Source organism: Enterobacter sp. 50588862, from assembly GCF_001462935.1.
In the GTDB taxonomy this organism is placed as follows: domain Bacteria; phylum Pseudomonadota; class Gammaproteobacteria; order Enterobacterales; family Enterobacteriaceae; genus Enterobacter; species Enterobacter bugandensis.
The window spans coordinates 1-17,302 of sequence record NZ_LNHM01000041.1 but is presented as its reverse complement, the minus strand read 5'-3'; the positions used below and the strand labels follow the sequence as shown (position 1 = coordinate 17,302).

General features: G+C 54.5%; 13 protein-coding genes. 9 read left to right on the top strand and 4 right to left on the bottom strand.

What is annotated here, in order from left to right:
- Positions 1 to 33 precede the first annotated feature (33 nt).
- Entirely contained in the window at positions 34 to 765 is a 732-nt protein-coding gene (locus APT89_RS20730) for a LytR/AlgR family response regulator transcription factor (protein WP_028013980.1), read from the bottom strand.
- 1 nt (position 766) lies between these two features.
- Positions 767 to 2,473 carry a sensor histidine kinase gene (locus tag APT89_RS20725; RefSeq protein ID WP_041908832.1) on the bottom strand — a complete coding sequence of 569 codons (1,707 nt, stop codon included), beginning with the start codon at positions 2,471 to 2,473 and terminating at the stop codon, positions 767 to 769.
- A 386-nt stretch (positions 2,474 to 2,859) separates the two neighbouring features.
- Here APT89_RS20725 and alaC point away from each other — a divergent pair, with 386 nt between their 5' ends.
- On the top strand, positions 2,860 to 4,098 hold the full coding sequence (gene alaC, locus APT89_RS20720) for an alanine transaminase (RefSeq protein WP_060573459.1): 1,239 nt from the start codon (positions 2,860 to 2,862) through the stop codon (positions 4,096 to 4,098).
- Between the two features lie 50 nt (positions 4,099 to 4,148).
- Here alaC and ypdK read toward each other — a convergent pair whose 3' ends face one another.
- Entirely contained in the window at positions 4,149 to 4,220 is a 72-nt protein-coding gene (ypdK, locus tag APT89_RS24250) for a membrane protein YpdK (RefSeq protein ID WP_099458937.1), read from the bottom strand.
- Positions 4,221 to 4,578: 358 nt separating this feature from the next.
- Positions 4,579 to 5,499, bottom strand: a complete 921-nt coding sequence (gene lpxP, locus APT89_RS20710; RefSeq protein WP_028013977.1) for a kdo(2)-lipid IV(A) palmitoleoyltransferase — start codon at positions 5,497 to 5,499, stop codon at positions 4,579 to 4,581.
- 792 nt (positions 5,500 to 6,291) lie between these two features.
- Between lpxP and tssB the strand changes: the two genes are divergently transcribed.
- From tssB to APT89_RS20670, 8 genes are all read left to right on the top strand, one after another.
- Positions 6,292 to 6,789 carry a type VI secretion system contractile sheath small subunit gene (gene tssB, locus APT89_RS20705; RefSeq protein WP_041908834.1) on the top strand — a complete coding sequence of 166 codons (498 nt, stop codon included), beginning with the start codon at positions 6,292 to 6,294 and terminating at the stop codon, positions 6,787 to 6,789.
- 32 nt (positions 6,790 to 6,821) lie between these two features.
- Positions 6,822 to 8,366 (top strand): type VI secretion system contractile sheath large subunit, encoded by a 1,545-nt coding sequence (tssC, locus tag APT89_RS20700; RefSeq protein WP_045631036.1) that lies wholly within the window; start codon positions 6,822 to 6,824, stop codon positions 8,364 to 8,366.
- A 17-nt stretch (positions 8,367 to 8,383) separates the two neighbouring features.
- Complete coding sequence (gene tssK / locus APT89_RS20695) at positions 8,384 to 9,724, top strand: type VI secretion system baseplate subunit TssK (RefSeq protein WP_060573457.1); 1,341 nt, start codon at positions 8,384 to 8,386, stop codon at positions 9,722 to 9,724.
- Positions 9,721 to 10,410 carry a type VI secretion system protein TssL, short form gene (gene tssL / locus APT89_RS20690; protein WP_041908837.1) on the top strand — a complete coding sequence of 230 codons (690 nt, stop codon included), beginning with the start codon at positions 9,721 to 9,723 and terminating at the stop codon, positions 10,408 to 10,410. Before tssK ends, tssL begins: the two co-directional genes overlap by 4 nt.
- Complete coding sequence (locus APT89_RS20685; RefSeq protein ID WP_060573455.1) at positions 10,407 to 12,113, top strand: OmpA family protein; 1,707 nt, start codon at positions 10,407 to 10,409, stop codon at positions 12,111 to 12,113. The genes tssL and APT89_RS20685 overlap by 4 nt, the downstream gene beginning before the upstream one ends.
- Before the next feature lie 5 nt (positions 12,114 to 12,118).
- On the top strand, positions 12,119 to 12,610 hold the full coding sequence (gene hcp, locus APT89_RS20680) for a type VI secretion system effector Hcp (protein ID WP_028019678.1): 492 nt from the start codon (positions 12,119 to 12,121) through the stop codon (positions 12,608 to 12,610).
- 159 nt (positions 12,611 to 12,769) lie between these two features.
- Positions 12,770 to 15,424: a type VI secretion system ATPase TssH gene (gene tssH / locus APT89_RS20675; RefSeq protein ID WP_060573453.1), complete on the top strand. Its 2,655-nt coding sequence runs from the start codon at positions 12,770 to 12,772 to the stop codon at positions 15,422 to 15,424.
- The coding region (locus APT89_RS20670; RefSeq protein WP_060573452.1) for a type VI secretion system Vgr family protein at positions 15,421 to 17,302 on the top strand (1,882 nt) is incomplete at its 3' end. The genes tssH and APT89_RS20670, both read left to right, overlap by 4 nt.

The following is a 17,302-nucleotide window of genomic DNA, read 5'->3' as shown; positions in this document are numbered from 1 at the left end:
CATTACCCTCTCCCGCGGGAGAGGGCTCTTTCATTACAGGTGCATCAGTTGGCGGAACTCTTTCACTTTGCTGCGGCTCACCGGTACCTGAAAATCCAAATCCTTCAGGCGCAAAATATAGGTGTTGTTAAACCACGGTTCGATCTCGCGGATCTTATTTAAATTGACGCAAAACGAACGGTGGCAGCGGAAAAAGTGGGCTGCCGGAAGCTTGCTGCAGAATTCAGTAATGTTCATCGCCATGACATACGATTCCCGCCGCGTATAGACAAACGTCATCTTTTCGTGCGCTTCGGCGTAGTAGATATCGTTGACCGGGGTCACGATGATGCGCTCATCTTTGACCAGATTAATGGTGTCGTTTTCCCGTATCGTCGGGCTGGCGGTAGCCGGAGCGCTCTGTTGCTGCCATGCGGCCTCCAGCTTTTGCAGCATGCTGACAATTCGCGACTCCTGGTAAGGCTTCAGAATATAGTCAAATGCCTCCAGCTCGAAGGCTTCTACGGCATGCTCTTTCCATGCGGTAACGAACACAATAAACGGCTTATGGGCAAACTGATTGATATTTTGCGCCAGCAGCACGCCGTCCAGCGAGGGAATATTGATATCCAGAAAAATCGCGTCAACCCGGTTATGCTGCAGAAACTTCAGTACGTCCAGACCATCATCAAACGTACCCACAATCTCCATCTGGCTGTGGGTTTTGATAAGCCAGGTTAGTTCCTGTTGAGCCAGGAATTCATCTTCAACGATGATGACTTTCATATTACTCACCCTGAGGTAATAAAGATGTCGCCGCATGAACAGGGGAACGCTCATTCGGGACGTAAAAAGCGATTTCAGTGCCTGGTTCAAGACGATGAATATGCAGCCCGTCGCCGTAGAGAAGCTTGACTCTGTGGTGCACGTTCAGCAGCCCGATTTTATTCCCGGGCATCTCGTTAGACTCCACGCGCTCAATGACTTTTGGGTCAATCCCGTGGCCGGTATCGCGTACCGCAATTCGCACCCGGTTGCCGCTTTCGGTGATGCTGATGGTGACCACACCTTTGCCTTTACAGGGCTGAATACCGTGAACAATCGCGTTTTCAACCAGCGGCTGGATCAGCAGGCTCGGGATCACGCAGTTGACCTCTTCATCAATATCGTAAATCACCGTGAGCTTGTCGCCAAAGCGCGCCTGTTCAATCGCGATATAGTCTTTGATCTGATAAAGCTCTTTTTTAATGTCTATCTGCTCGTCATCTTTCAGTTCGATGTTGTAGCGCAGATAGCGCGACAGGTTAAAAATCAGCTGGCGCGCGGTGTCCGGATTCAAACGAATGGAAGAGGAGATAGCGTTGAGCGCGTTAAACAGGAAATGGGGATTAATTTTGCTCTGCAGCGCGCGCAGCTCTGCCTTATTTGCCATCTCACGCAGCTGTTCTGCCCGGGAGACCTCAAGCTGAGTAGAGATAATCTGCGACAGGCCAATGGCCATCTCCTGCAGCGTGGAGGTGATCTGATGCGCGTGGCAGTAATAAATTTTCAGCGTGCCCGTTACAACGCCTTTTTCCCATAGCGGGATCACCAGCATCGAGTGAATTTCCGGCGTTCGGTGAGCTTCATCATTGTTTTTAATGATGATTTTTCCGTAGTTAATCGCCTGTCTGGTGGTCGGACTAATGGTGTCATCACTGTCGCGATAGTTGTGTTCTCCAACGCCTACGTAGGCCAGCACGTGGTCGATATTGGTGATGGCGACGGCGTCAGCGTGAATGTCGTGGCGGATAATCTCGCAGACCTGGCGCAGCGACTCCGCGTTAACGTGGCGAAAGAGCGGCAGCGTTTTGTTGGCAATATCCAGCGCCAGCTTGGCCTGACGGGCGGCGCTGGCCTCTTTTTCCCCTTCAACGCTCTGTACCAGCAGCACGATAAAACCGATGCAGACGCTGCCCAGGATCATAGGAATACCGATTTTCGAGACGATATCCAGCCCCAGCGCGGTGGTGGGGGCCCAGACGACGACCAGGATCATGGTCAGCGTTTCGCACACCATGCCCGCAGCAATCCCGGCGCGCCAGCGCTGTTTTTTGGGGATCTTGCGGCCGATCCAGCCGGAAAGCACCCCGGCGATAATGCTGGTGATAAAGCATGGCACTGCCGTTACGCCACCGATATCAATCAGATAGCGATGGGTCCCGGCAATCACGCCGGTGATGACACCCACCCACGGGCCAAACAAAATTCCGCCGGACATGACGGCGATAATGCGCACGTTAACCAGCGAACCCTCTACCGGCACCCCGGACCAGGTGCTAAACAGTGCGAACAGAGAAAAGATGGCGGTAACGGCCAGCAGTTCTTTCGGCGAGTGTGCGGATTTATGCAAAAGCTCGCGAAACAGGCGAATGCGAATCAGGAAGAACAGGCAAATCAGCATTAATGCCGCACGGTCAAAAACCGCCAGCAGCATAGTGAATATCTCGTGCACGGAGCAGACCTGGGCAAACGGGAAAGAACCATGATAAAAAACCTGGGACGTATTGACCAGCTATCCGTCGGGTTTATCAAATGAGGAAAAACCATATTTTACAAAGGGGATTGTCAGGTGAGGATTGATGCTACCCGATTTTTTCTCAGCGCCAAATCACCAGGTAACTGTTTTGATATCATTCTGTTAAATAACGGCTAACGGAAAGCCAATATCAGAACCCTGCTTTCACTTTCATGTATTGCAGTGTTCCGGTTTTCACGCGGGCGCTTTTTTTTCATTTCCCTCTCGACAGGGTGATTTTTTTCAGGTTATTTTCTAAGCACGCCACATCGGTGGCAGCGTCGCTCGGACGGTCCGGGCGCTAACGTTAATCTGAGGAATCTATGGCTGAATTCAGTCCTGAACGCCGTTTTACGCGTATCGATCGTCTCCCCCCTTATGTTTTCAATATCACTGCTGAACTGAAGATGGCTGCGCGTCGGCGCGGCGAAGATATTATCGATTTCAGCATGGGTAACCCTGACGGCCCAACGCCACCGCATATCGTTGAAAAGCTCTGCACGGTTGCCCAGCGCCCGGATACGCACGGCTACTCAACCTCGCGCGGTATTCCCAGGTTACGTCGCGCGATCTCGCGCTGGTATCAGGATCGTTATCAGGTTGATATCGATCCTGAAAGTGAGGCGATTGTCACCATCGGCTCGAAAGAAGGGCTTGCACATCTGATGCTGGCCACGCTGGATCACGGTGATACGGTGCTGGTACCCAATCCAAGTTACCCAATCCATATCTACGGCGCGGTGATTGCCGGGGCGCAGGTGCGCTCTGTTCCGCTGGTGGATGGTGTCGATTTCTTTAACGAACTGGAACGTGCCATTCGCGAAAGCTACCCGAAACCCAAGATGATGATCCTCGGTTTCCCGTCGAACCCAACGGCCCAGTGCGTGGAGCTTGATTTCTTCGAGAAAGTTGTCGCTCTGGCCAAGCGTTATGACGTGCTGGTGGTTCATGATTTAGCCTACGCCGATATCGTCTATGACGGCTGGAAAGCCCCGTCGATAATGCAGGTTCCGGGCGCGCGTGACGTGGCGGTGGAGTTCTTTACCCTGTCGAAAAGCTACAACATGGCGGGCTGGCGTATTGGCTTTATGGTGGGTAACAAAACGCTGGTAAGTGCACTGGCGCGTATCAAGAGTTACCACGATTACGGTACCTTCACGCCGCTGCAGGTTGCCGCTATTGCCGCTCTGGAGGGCGATCAGCAGTGCGTTCACGACATTGCTGCTCAGTATAAACGTCGCCGCGACGTACTCGTAAAAGGGTTACATGAGGCTGGCTGGATGGTGGAGATGCCGAAAGCGTCCATGTATGTCTGGGCGAAAATTCCGGAACCGTACGCAGCGATGGGTTCGCTGGAGTTTGCTAAAAAGCTGCTGCAGGACGCGAAGGTGTGTGTGTCCCCGGGTATCGGCTTTGGTGATTATGGCGACACCCACGTGCGCTTTGCTTTAATCGAAAACAGCGACCGTATTCGTCAGGCGGTGAGGGGCATCAAGAGTATGTTCCGGGCCGATGGCATGCTCTCAGCAAAGAGCGTTGCTGAAAACCCCGTGTCCTCATGACAAAAAAACAGGAGCCAAATGGCTCCTGTTTTTTTGACTGCATGTTCTCACTAGATCATCAGGGCAAAGGTTCCGGCCCAGACTAAAACGATCACCGAAATGCCCATAAAGAAATATTTCACGTTTCATCGCTCCGCGTATCTTGTGGTACGCATTTAAAAACAGAGTCCAACTGATTATAGAGAACTGAAATCCCGGCTAAACAGAAATGAGAATTTTCCCGTTACGCCGATGACTCCCGCTCAGAATTCTGTGCTTTCCTGGTGCCAGACGGCGCTAATGTACGCTTAAAAATGAGGGGTGACAAGAGGGATTTTTTTAAATAATTTCCGCCACTTACGAGTGTCGTGGAACGGCGACAGTTTGATTTCACAGCGCAATAAATTCACTTTGGGCGACGCCATCAAAGACGGTTTTGCAGTGAGATGACAGGTGATTGAAAAGGCTAGTTTCTTAGCGAAACTAACCTTCATGCAGGGCTTAAATATAGAGGGAGGCTTCGCCAAGAGGACGCGTTTTGAAACGACGATGCATCCAGAGATATTGCTCCGGTGCGCGCATGATTTCAGTTTCGATGACCTTATTGATAAACGCAGCCGCTTCACACTCGTTTTCCGGATAGTTAGCCATTTCCGGAGAGATGTGCAGACGGTAGCCTGACTTATCCGCTTTTCTCACCATCGTCACGGTCAGCATGGAGGCACCTGACAAACGCGAAATGACGAAAGTCCCGTTGGTCGTCGCTACATCCTTCACGGCAAAGAAGGGGGCAAAGCTGCTGCCTTTGCGTCCGTAATCCTGGTCAGGAGCGAACCAGACGGCCTCACCTTTCTTCAGGGCGCCAACCATACCGCGCAGGTTGTTACGGCTGATCATCGCTTTATTGGAGCGCATGCGGCCTCGCGTCTGAACCCACTCCATCAGTGCACTGTTGTGCGGTCTGTAGGTTGCCATCATTGGCTGACAAAGGCCCATCACGCGCCCGCCAAGCTCCAGCGACATAAAGTGCACGCCAACAACCATCACGCCGCGTTTTTGCAGCTGAGCGCGTTTAAGGTTGTCCAGTCCTTCTACATCAAACCATTTACGGACGCGTTCATCCGGCCAGAACCAGGCCATGCCGGTTTCAAGCAGCGCCATGCCGATGGATTTAAAGTTTTCAGAGATCAGTTTTTCGCGCTCTTCAGCATTGTACTGAGGAAAGCAAAGCTCGATGTTTTTACGCGCGATAGATTCGCGACGCTTCAGGAAATAGCGGGATGCGCTGCCCAGTTTCGACCCCAGCATACGCAGCACAGGGTAGGGGAGTTGTACCAGCAGCCAGAGAACGCCAAGACCAAACCATGTAAACCAGTAACGCGGGTGTAAAAACGCGCGTTGAAATTTGGATTGAGACAAAATAGAGAAACCTATGTAGAGCCGGTGAAAGTAACGCTTAGTGCGATACCACGTGCCTATTAGACCGTAGTACAAGGTCATGGTTGCAGGCTTTACCGATCTTTACGGCGTTACCTGGCCATAGCTGACGTTGGGTGGGCGGTATAATGTAACACCGTTATACGATATGTGCTATTACTCGTTTTTGATTAAAAAAGCGACGATCCAGGAGGTGTTTGATTTTACAGATTTTATAAACAGCCGCATTGAGAGCATCCCTCCTTCTTGGGCGGCGAGCAGAAGCCTCTGTGCAAGGATAAAGTCAATTCACGAACAAGCACGGTATTAATGATTGACGACTCGTTAAGTATCCGAAAATGAATTTTTTACTACATATAATAAATAAGAATTTTCATAAGGAAAAATCTTATATATTATTCATGCTATCAATAAAATATTCACTTTTCATAATTTTTCGTTTCTTCTTTTTTTGCGTTCCTCAATAGCTTCTTTCAGTTAATTCATGCTTTTTTGACAAAGTGTCGTGATGCAAATCAAAATAAGTTGTTTTTATTAGTATCTCACTGGTTGCGATCCTTTTAACGATATAAATATTTGGTTTGCGCGAAAAGAGTAGTTTCTTTTTCTGCCTTGGCAGGGCATTACACAATAATAGTTTAGCAGAAAATTCTTAAGAAATTTCTCATTGCGGGTTAATGATCTGCGTATTTGATTTTGTGTCGATCATTATTCTATGATTGCGCATCAACGCGATACCGTGAAGTTGGCATAGCAAAACCAAAGAGGGATGATGAGATGGCTGACAGTTTTCAGAATGAAGTGCCTAAGGCACGTATTAACCTAAAGCTTGACCTGCATACTGGCGGAGCAAGCAAGAAAATGGAATTACCATTGAAATTGCTTGTTGCGGGTGATTTTAGTAATGGGCAGGACACAGCGCCAATATTTGAGCGCGAAAAGGTTAATATCACGAAGAACAATTTTGATAGCGTTCTTTCCGAATATTCCCCAAAAGTTAATCTGACCGTTAAAAATACGCTGGCTGATGATGGCGGTGAGGACAACATTCAGCTGACTTTCCAGAGCATGAAAGATTTCACGCCAGAGCAGGTGGCTGCTCAGATACCGCAACTGAAGGCGATGCTGGCGATGCGCAACTTGCTCCGTGATTTGAAAGCCAACCTTTTGGACAACCAGACTTTCCGAAAAGAGCTAGAAAAAATCGTTCTTGACCAGTCGCTTAGCGCTGAGTTGCGAAATGAATTATCCGCACTGGCGTCAAAAAAATCGTAACCATCAGGCTGTTTTAACGGATTAATCAAGGAATGCTCATGTCTGTACAAAATAATATTACTGGCGGTGAAAGCGTGGTGCTGGAGCGCCCAGCAGCGGGTGGGGTTTACGCTTCCCTGTTTGAGAAAATCAATCTGAGCCCGGTCTCTGAGCTGAGCGCGCTGGATATCTGGCAAGATGCGCAGGCGATGTCGGATGCCACCGCCGATGAACGTCTGACTGCAGGTATGCAGGTCTTTCTGGAGTGTCTGACCAAAGCAGGCTCGAAAGTCGAAAAACTGGATAAAAGCCTGATTGATCACCATATCGCTGAGCTTGATTTTCAGATCAGCCGCCAGCTGGACGCGGTAATGCACCATGATGAATTTCAGGCGGTTGAGAGCCTGTGGCGTGGGGTGAAGTCGCTGGTGGATAAAACCGATTTTCGCCAGAACGTGAAAATTGAGCTTCTGAGTATGTCTAAAGAAGACCTGCGCCAGGACTTTGAAGACTGTCCGGAGGTGATCCAGAGTGGTCTGTATAAACACACCTACATCGACGAATATGATACCCCGGGCGGCGAGCCGATTGCGGCGCTGATTTCCGCTTACGAGTTCGATGCTTCAGCGCAGGATGTCGCTCTGTTGCGCAATATCTCTAAAGTCTCTGCTGCGGCACATATGCCATTTATCGGCTCGGCAGGCCCGAAATTCTTCCTCAAGGAGTCAATGGAAGACGTTGCGGCGATTAAAGATATTGGTAACTATTTTGACCGCGCCGAGTACATCAAGTGGAAATCGTTCCGCAATACGGACGACGCGCGCTACATCGGTCTGGTGATGCCCCGCGTACTGGGACGTTTGCCGTATGGCCCGGATACCGTTCCGGTTCGTAGCTTCAATTATGTCGAAGAAGTCAAAGGTCCGGATCACGACAAATACCTGTGGACCAACGCATCGTTTGCTTTTGCGTCCAACATGGTGCGCAGCTTTATCAATAATGGCTGGTGTGTACAGATCCGTGGGCCACAGGCTGGTGGTGCGGTTCAGGACCTGCCTATCCATCTGTACGATCTCGGTACCGGCAATCAGGTAAAAATCCCGAGCGAAGTGATGATTCCTGAAACCCGTGAATTCGAATTTGCGAATCTGGGCTTCATTCCTTTGTCCTATTACAAAAACCGCGACTACGCCTGCTTCTTCTCGGCTAACTCCACGCAGAAACCGGCGCTCTATGACACCGCAGATGCAACGGCGAACAGCCGCATCAATGCGCGTCTTCCGTACATCTTCCTGCTGTCGCGTATCGCCCACTACCTGAAGCTGATTCAGCGCGAAAACATTGGCACCACTAAGGATCGCCGACTTCTGGAGCTGGAGCTGAACACCTGGGTCCGCAGTCTGGTGACCGAAATGACCGATCCGGGCGATGAACTTCAGGCGTCTCACCCACTGCGTGACGCGAAAGTGGTGGTGGAAGATATTGAGGACAACCCGGGCTTCTTCCGCGTGAAATTGTACGCTATCCCGCACTTCCAGGTGGAAGGGATGGACGTCAATTTGTCGCTTGTTTCACAGATGCCGAAAGCGAAAGCGTAAAAACAGGCAGGAAGCCGATGAAAACGGAACAACCGTTATGGGGTAGGGGCATTATGGTCTCTCCCCAGCATTTTCAGCAACAGGTCGCGTATGCGGCCTGGTCTGCCGAATGTATTGCCCGGCTGGGACTCATCTCACCCTGGGGGGTCATTGACGCCACTTTCGAACCGGAATCTCTCAAGCTTGGATGTCTCCAGGCCCGTCATCTGCATGTCCGTTTTCAGGACGGAACGCTGATTGATACAGACAATGCAGATTCTCTGCCGCCTGTGTTGTCGCTTGAAAGTGAATCGCAGGAGGTGACGGTGATGCTGGCGCTTCCGCTACTGCGGGCGAATGGCGGTAACTGCCTTAAACCCGATGAAGTGGCCGAGCGCCCGGTGCGTTATCGCCAGCGCTGGCGGGATGTGCGCAATGCATTTGGGGAAGACACCCGTCAGATTGCGGTGATGCAACCGGAACTGACGCTGCGTTTTGACCATCAGAACAACAGTGATTATCTGACTTGTCCGGTCGCCCGCCTGCAGCAAGATTCGCAGGGGTTATGGCAATTAGATGAGACGTTTCTCCCCCCTCTGTTGACCATTCAGGGCAGCCCCTGGTTGGTAACCCAACTGGAACAGCTCATGACCCAGCTACGGGCTCGACTCTGTCGTCTGATGGCAATGCGGCGCGAAAGCAATGAGCGTATGGCTGACTTTGCCGTGGCTGATGTCTCTCTGTTCTGGCTGCTCAACGCGCTGAATAGCGCTGAGCCCGTACTGGGTCAGTTCCAGCGTAATCTGCAAAGCCCGCCGGAACGTCTGTATCCGGAGCTTTCTCGCCTGGCGGGGAGCTTGCTGACATTTTCTCTGGAGCACCAGGTGAACGCCATTCCGGTCTGGCATCATGAGCAACTTAACGCGGTATTTCCGCCGTTGTTTGATTTACTTAGCGATCTGCTTGAAGCCAGTTTGCCGTCCCGCGTGGTGGCTCTGACGCTCGACTATGACCCACGACTGCACTTCTGGCAGGCTCGCCTGCATGACCCGCGTCTGCGCGAAGGAGCGGATTACTATCTTTCTGTACGGTCGCCGATACCGGTGGCGCAGTTGCAGGAACAGTTCCCGCGCCAGTGTAAGGTGGGCAGTCCTGACCATGTGCGTGGGATCGTCAACTCATCCCGCGTGGGTGTACCGCTGATGCCGCTGCGTCATGTGCCAGCCGCCATTCCGCTGCGCCTGGAAAATCAGTATTTCAGTCTCGACCTCTCGCATCCTTTGGCGGCCGAAATGCTCCAGAGCGGGACATGCATGTTTTACGTCCCGGGCATGCTTGGTGAGCCTGAACTTGAACTCTTTGCGGTACTGAGAACATGAGTGAGCGTAAACGCGGCATTGCCGTGCCTGTTGATATTGACGCACTGCTGCAGGATACCTGGCTTCAGGTCATCAGCCTTCGCCATGGCCCGCTGTTTCAGGAAGGTGAAGGTCGGGTCTTATGGGAACGCTGTATCGCTGATGTAGAGCGCGTTCAGCGTGAACTAAAAGCGAGTGAGCTCGATGAAGCCAGCTGTAGGCATATCCTCACTGCACAATGTGCATTGCTTGATGAAGCGGTAAAAGGCCGCGGTGTAGAGGATGATGCCTGTGTGCAGTGGTATGACATTCCTTTGCAGGGACACTTCCTCGGCACGATGGATGCCGGTGACACCTTGTGTGACAGGATGCGCGATGTGCTGCGTGAACCTGCACCAGACAATGCCGTACTGACCTGCTTTCAGCGGGTAATGATGCTCGGTTTTCTGGGTAGTTACCGCTCGCTAAGCGATCCTGAGCGTCAGAAGCTGGTCAGCGCCCTCAATGAACGTGTTACGCCGTTCAGCTATCCGCAGACTCACCCTGTTCTGGCAGAGAGTCGCACCGGACGGGGGACGGGAGGCTGGCTGGCGTCATGGCCCGCTCGTATCGGCCTGAGCGTGATTGTTCTTGCCGCGCTCTGGTGGGGACTGGATCAATGGCTCGATCAGATGCTGCTGACCCTGTTGCCGGGAGTCATAAAATGAGTCCTGTACAACAGCGCGGGCTTGCGCTGTGGGCCGCCCTGCTGAGTGCTGTGGTATGCCTGGCTTTTTTGCCGTTATCCCGGCTGGCTTCAGTGCTCGTTCTGCTGGCGATGATCGGGGTTATCGTCGCGTTCTGGTATATCGCCAGACCTCGTGCGGAGCATGACGCCAGCCTGCGTCTGGATGACCTTCCTGAAACCACTTACCGTCAACCTGTGGTGCTGGTTTGTGGTGATATGCCTCTGACCTGGCCGCAACAGTCACCGGTACTGACCGTCACGCAGGGATGCTGGATCCGCGTTGAGGATCATCAGGATTTGGAGCAGGTTGCCCGTCAGGTACTGTTGCAGCGCCCGGACTGGGGGCGTCAGCTGTCGGTGATGGTCAGTGTCTGTCCGCAGAAACACGTCGACAGCGAAGCCCTGACAAGTCGTCTGTTGGCTTTGCGCTGGCAAATTAGTCAGTTGCGTAAAGAAACGGGACATTCTGTGCCATTAATTCTGAATGGTCAGATAGGCAGTGCGATGACGGATGACATGCTCTGGCAGGCCGCTATTCCGGGTGAAGGGTGGACTGTCTGGCGTGAGTCGAATGCGCCTTGTTCAATTGCCGCATGGGTCACCACCGGCGGTGCGCCTGTGATGCAGCAGCAGGTGTTGATGAATAGCCTGATGAGTTGGTTCAATCAGCATGTCCAGGCGGTATTCATCGATGATAATCCTGATGTTCCGGCCATTGCACCTGCAGCAATGCTGTGGGGAATGGGGCCGATTCTTGCCGGAAGCCTTGCGTCATCGGCCTGGACGGCGTGGTTGTCGCGTCATACCGCCATGCAGCAGGTGTCTGGCTGGCACCCGGTGGGAACGGACAGTACGGTGATCTCCCCACTTCCTGATTTCATCCTGCCACAGCTACCGGAAGGGGGAGGACTCACTCCCCGTGCCCGGACCTGGCGCTGCGTCCTTGGCATTTTCACCCTGGCTGCTATTACCGCGCTGCTTTGTAGTGGCTGGAATAATCGCCAGCTATTGCATCGCGTGAGCTTCGATATTATCCGTTACGATCGCATTTCTATGGATGACTACGGTCCGAAAGCCGACGCCGTTGCCGTCCTGCAAAAGGATGCGGCATTGCTGGATGACCAGGCGCGTAACGGCGTACCGGCCCGATTAGGCCTGGGGCTTTATCAGGGGGAGCGACTCCGGATGCCGGTGCTGGAGGCCATCCGTTCGTATGTTCCTCCGCCCCCCAAACCTCAGCCGCAGCCCAAACCAGTACCGAAAATTGTGCGCCTCGACAGCATGTCGCTGTTCGATACCGGCAGATACGACCTTAAACCCGGTTCGACGAAGCTGCTGGTCAATTCCCTGGTCGGTATCAAAGCAAAACCGGGCTGGCTGATTGTTGTGTCAGGGCATACCGATAACACCGGCAATCCACAATTGAACCAGACGCTGTCCCTGAAACGTGCCGAAGCGGTACGCAACTGGATGCGTGACACCGGCGACGTGCCGGAAAGCTGTTTTGCGGTACAGGGCTATGGCGAAAGCCGTCCTGCCGCAACCAACGACACTCCGGAAGGGCGGGCGCTCAACCGTCGTGTCGAAATCAGTCTGGTACCGCAGGCCAATGCCTGTCAGATACCCGGCAAACACCCGGCGTCATCGCAGGATGATGGCGTCTCAGAAAATAAAACGGAGTAATTAACATGGCAATTCCTGTTTATCTTTGGCTGAAGGACGACGGCGGCGCGGACATTAAAGGGTCTGTGGACGTTCAGGATCGTGAAGGCAGCATCGAAGTGGTGGCACAGCAGCACAACCTGTACATCCCGACCGATAACAACACCGGCAAGCTGACCGGGACCCGTATCCACACCCCGTTCCTGTTCACTAAGGAAATCGACTCCTCCAGCCCGTACCTGTACAAGGCGGTGACCACGGGTCAGACCCTGAAATCCGCTGAGTTCAAGTGGTACAAAATCAACGATGCGGGCCAGGAAGTGGAGTACTTCAACACCAAACTTGAGAACGTCAAAGTGGTGAAAGTGAACCCGGTGATGCACGACATCAAGGATCCTTCTTTCGAGAAGCATAACCACCTTGAGCAGATCGAGCTGCGTTACGAAAAAATCACCTGGACCTACAAAGACGGCAACATCATTCATTCCGATTCCTGGAACGAACGCGCCACCGCGTAATCCTGATGCGGGCAGGTTTTTCCTACCCGCAGTTTTTTGCTGAGCGCCTGAGACGCGGGCGCTCAGCAAAGAAAACACAACCTGCCTGCCTGACCTTATGCGCTTTGGTGAACAGCGAGGGGCGGTAGCGTGTCCAGGAACCGACAAAGAGAGAATCTCATGGAAAATCCAGCCATCCTGTTACGTCGTCTGAACCCTTACTGCGCCCGCGCGATGGAAGGGGCGGCATCGCTCTGCCAGACCCGTGCCCATGCCGAAATTCTGCCGGAGCACTGGCTGCTGAAGCTGCTGGAGCAAGGCGAGGGGGATCTCACTGTGCTGGCACGCCGCTACGAGTGGGATATGGATGGCATCTGGCAGGATCTGCTCGGCTGGCTGGATAAACAACCTCGCTCCGTGCGCCATCGGCCCCAGCTCTCAGAAGACATCCAGACTCTGATGCAGCAAGCCTGGCTACTGGCCTCACTCAATGGTGAAGAGCACATTCGCAGCGTCCATCTGCTGATGGCGCTGGTGGAAAAACCAAAACTGGCTCGTTGTGACGGCCTCTGGCCGTTGTTAACGCTTGGCCAGAGCCAGCTGGAGCGCCTGAGACCGTTGCTGGATGCGCAATCGGATGAACGTCCGGAAATGCAGCGCGAAGCTGAGCTGGCACAGAGCCACGGTGGTGAGGTGGAGTTTGTCGGGCGTCCGGCTGGTGAGGAAATGGAAGAGGGGGAACTGAGTCCTGCGCTGCAGAACGCGCTGGACAAATTCACCCTCGATGTCACCGCCAAAGCGAAGGAAGGGAAGATCGATCCTGTGTTTGGCCGTGACACAGAAATCCGGCAGATGGTGGACATCCTTTCTCGTCGCCGCAAAAACAACCCGATTCTGGTCGGCGAGCCGGGCGTGGGGAAAACCGCACTGGTTGAAGGTCTGGCATTGCGTATTGCCGAGGGTAATGTGCCTGAATCCCTGAAAACGGTCACTCTGCGTACCCTCGACCTGGGCCTGCTGCAGGCCGGTGCTGGCGTGAAAGGGGAGTTCGAACAGCGGCTGAAAAACGTCATCGACGCGGTGCAGCAATCACCGTCCCCGGTCCTGCTGTTTATTGATGAAGCGCATACCATCATCGGCGCGGGCAACCATGCGGGCGGCGCCGATGCAGCGAACCTGCTAAAACCAGCGCTGGCGCGTGGTGAACTGCGTACCATTGCGGCCACCACCTGGAGTGAGTACAAGCAGTACTTTGAACGCGATGCCGCACTGGAGCGCCGCTTCCAGATGGTCAAAGTGGACGAGCCGGATGACGACACCGCCTGTCTGATGCTCCGTGGTCTGAAATCCCGCTACGCCGAGCACCATAACGTGCACATTACCGACGATGCGGTGCGCGCGGCAGTTACGCTTTCTCGTCGCTATCTGACGGGCCGCCAGCTGCCGGACAAGGCAGTTGACCTGCTCGACACCGCCGCAGCGCGCGTCCGCATGAGCCTCGACACCGTGCCGGAGCAGCTGACCTGCATTCGCTCGCAGATCACCTCTCTTGAAATGGAGAAGCAGGCACTGCTGGAAGATATTGCTGTCGGCAATCAGAGCCATGGTGAACGCCTGACCGTCATTGAGCAGGAAGAGAACGATCTTATCGTTGCTCTCGACGAGCTTGAAACTCAATACGGGCAGGAACTGAAACTCACCGAACAACTGCTGGAAAGCCGCCAGGACATCTCCCGTCAGAGCGAGACGCACGCGCTGCAGCAGGAACTGCACGGCATGCAGCACAGCAACCCGCTGCTCTCGCTAGATGTGGATGTGCGCACCGTTGCCAATGTGATTGCTGACTGGACAGGCGTTCCGCTGTCATCGCTGATGAAAGATGAGCAGATCGAACTGCTTACCCTGGAAGATGAAATTGGCAAACGTGTGGTCGGGCAGGATGTGGCGCTCGCGGCCATCGCCCAGCGTCTGCGTGCGGCAAAAACGGGTCTCACCTCCGAGAATGGCCCGCAGGGCGTATTTCTGCTGGTGGGCCCGAGTGGGGTGGGGAAAACCGAAACCGCCCTGGCTCTGGCGGACGTGATGTACGGCGGTGAAAAATCACTGATTACCATCAACTTGTCCGAGTACCAGGAGCCTCATACTGTTTCCCAGCTGAAGGGATCCCCTCCGGGCTACGTTGGCTACGGTCAGGGCGGCATTCTCACCGAAGCCGTGCGTAAGCGACCGTACAGCGTGGTGCTGCTCGATGAAGTCGAAAAAGCGCACCGCGACGTGATGAACCTGTTCTACCAGGTGTTCGACCGTGGCTTTATGCGCGACGGTGAAGGTCGTGAAATCGACTTCCGCAACACCGTTATTCTGATGACCTCCAACCTCGGCAGCGACCACCTGGTGCAGCTGCTGGACGAACAACCTGAATCCACCGAAGGCGATCTGCACGAACTGCTGCGTCCGATCCTGCGTGACCACTTCCAGCCCGCGTTGCTGGCCCGCTTCCAGACCGTGATTTACCGTCCGCTGGCGGAAGCGGCCACGCGTACCATCGTGGAAATGAAGCTGTTACAGGTTAGCAAGCGCTTGCATCGCCACTATGGCCTGACCACGCAGATTAATGAGAGCCTGTATGACGCCCTGACCGCCGCCTGCCTGCTGCCGGATACCGGGGCGCGCAATATCGACAGCCTGCTGAATCAACAAATTCTGCCGGTGCTGAGCCAGCAGTTGCTGACCCGTATGGCCGACAGACAAAAACCACGGTCGTTACACCTGAGCTGGAGCGAAGAAGAGGGCATTGGTCTGGAATTTGACGTTCAGGAGGGAGTGGACGCATGAGTAATAATCCTCCGTTAAGGTTCAGCCATAACCACCACCTGCTGGCGGTGAAAGGCTGTGAGTCCGCGCTCGACGTGCTGGCGTTTGAAGGCGATGAAGCCCTGAGCACACCGTTCCGCTACCGTATTGAATTCACCAGCGGTAACCACGCCATCAGCAAAGAGATGATGCTGATGAAAGGGGCTTCCCTGACGCTGCAGGCCCCGGTAGACCAGGGTTACGGCATCAGAGTGCAGCAGGCCGTGCGCACCCTTCAGGGGGTGGTGACCGGCTTTGAACGCCTCGGCACATCAAAAGACGAAACCCGTTATGCCCTGACGCTCCGGCCGCGACTGGCGCTGCTTGACCGCTCGCACCAGAACGCCATTTACCAGGACATGTCGGTCCCGCAAATCGTGGAAAAAATCTTGCGCGAACGTCACGGTATGCGCGGCCAGGATTTTCTGTTCTCGCTCACTAAAGAGTATCCGCGCCGTGAGCAGGTGATGCAGTACGGCGAGAATGACCTGCACTTCATCACCCGCCTGCTGGGTGAGGTCGGTATCTGGTTCCGCTTCACCACCGACACGCGCCTGAACATCGACGTGGTGGAGTTTTACGACAGCCAGCAGGGGTACGAGAAAGGCCTGACCCTGCCGTCGGTGCCGCCGTCAGGCCAGCACTCGCATGGCGTGGATTCGGTGTGGGGGATGGAGAGCCATCACAACGTGGTGCAGAAGCAGGTCAGCACCCGGGACTACAACTACCGTCAGGCCACAGAGGATATGAATACGCTGGTTGACGTCACCCGGGGGGACGCGACCACGTACGGAGAAGCGTATCACTATGCCGACAATTATCTGACGCCGGGTAGCGCGTATGAGCGTAATCCGGCACCCGAGTCCGGGGCGTTTTATGCCCGCATCCGGCACGAGCGCTACCTGAACGGCCAGACGCGGACCCGGGCCATCACCAGCAGTCCGGCGCTCTCTCCGGGGATGCTGCTCAAAGTCACCGGCGGGTATGAAGTGGCGGAGGTATTTGCGCAGGGCGTGGTCATCACGGCGATGCAGACCCACGCGCGGCGGGATGAAGACTTCAGCCTTCGTTTTGACGGTATTCCGGACAGCCCGGATTTCAGCTTCCGCCCCGAGCCGGGAGAACGTCCGGTGATGGCCGGTACGCTGCCGGCCCGCGTCACCAGTACCACTGAAAATGATGCCTACGGCCATATCGATAAGGACGGACGCTACCGCGTCAACATGCTGTTTGATCGTGACAGCTGGGAGACGGGATTCGAAAGCCTGTGGGTGCGCCAGTCACGCCCGTATGCCGGGGACACTTACGGCCTGCACCTGCCGCTGCTGGCGGGCACCGAGGTGGCGATTGGCTTTGAGGACGGTAACCCGGACCGGCCGTACATTGCCGGCGTGCTGCATGACTCGGCGCACGGCGACCACGTCACTATCCAGAATTACAAACGCAACGTCCTGCGCACCCCGGCGAACAACAAAATCCGCCTTGATGACGAGCGCGGAAAAGAGCATATCAAGGTCAGCACGGAGTACGGTGGCAAGAGCCAGCTGAATCTGGGTCACCTGGTCGACAGCGAAAAACAGCAGCGCGGTGAGGGGTTTGAGCTCAGGACGGACAGCTGGGGTGCGATACGGGCGCAGAAAGGGATATTTATCAGCGCTGATGGCCAGATGAAAGCGCAGGGTCAGGTGCTGGAGATGCAGGCAGCGATGAGCCAGCTGGAGCAGGCGCGGTCGCTGGCTGAAGCGTTACGCAGCGCGGCAGAAGCGGCGAGGGCTGAACTGGCAGATGTGCAGACGCAGAAGGCGCTGCTGTCAGAGGCGCTGACGGATTTAAAGAAAGCGGCGCTGCTGGTCTCGGCAC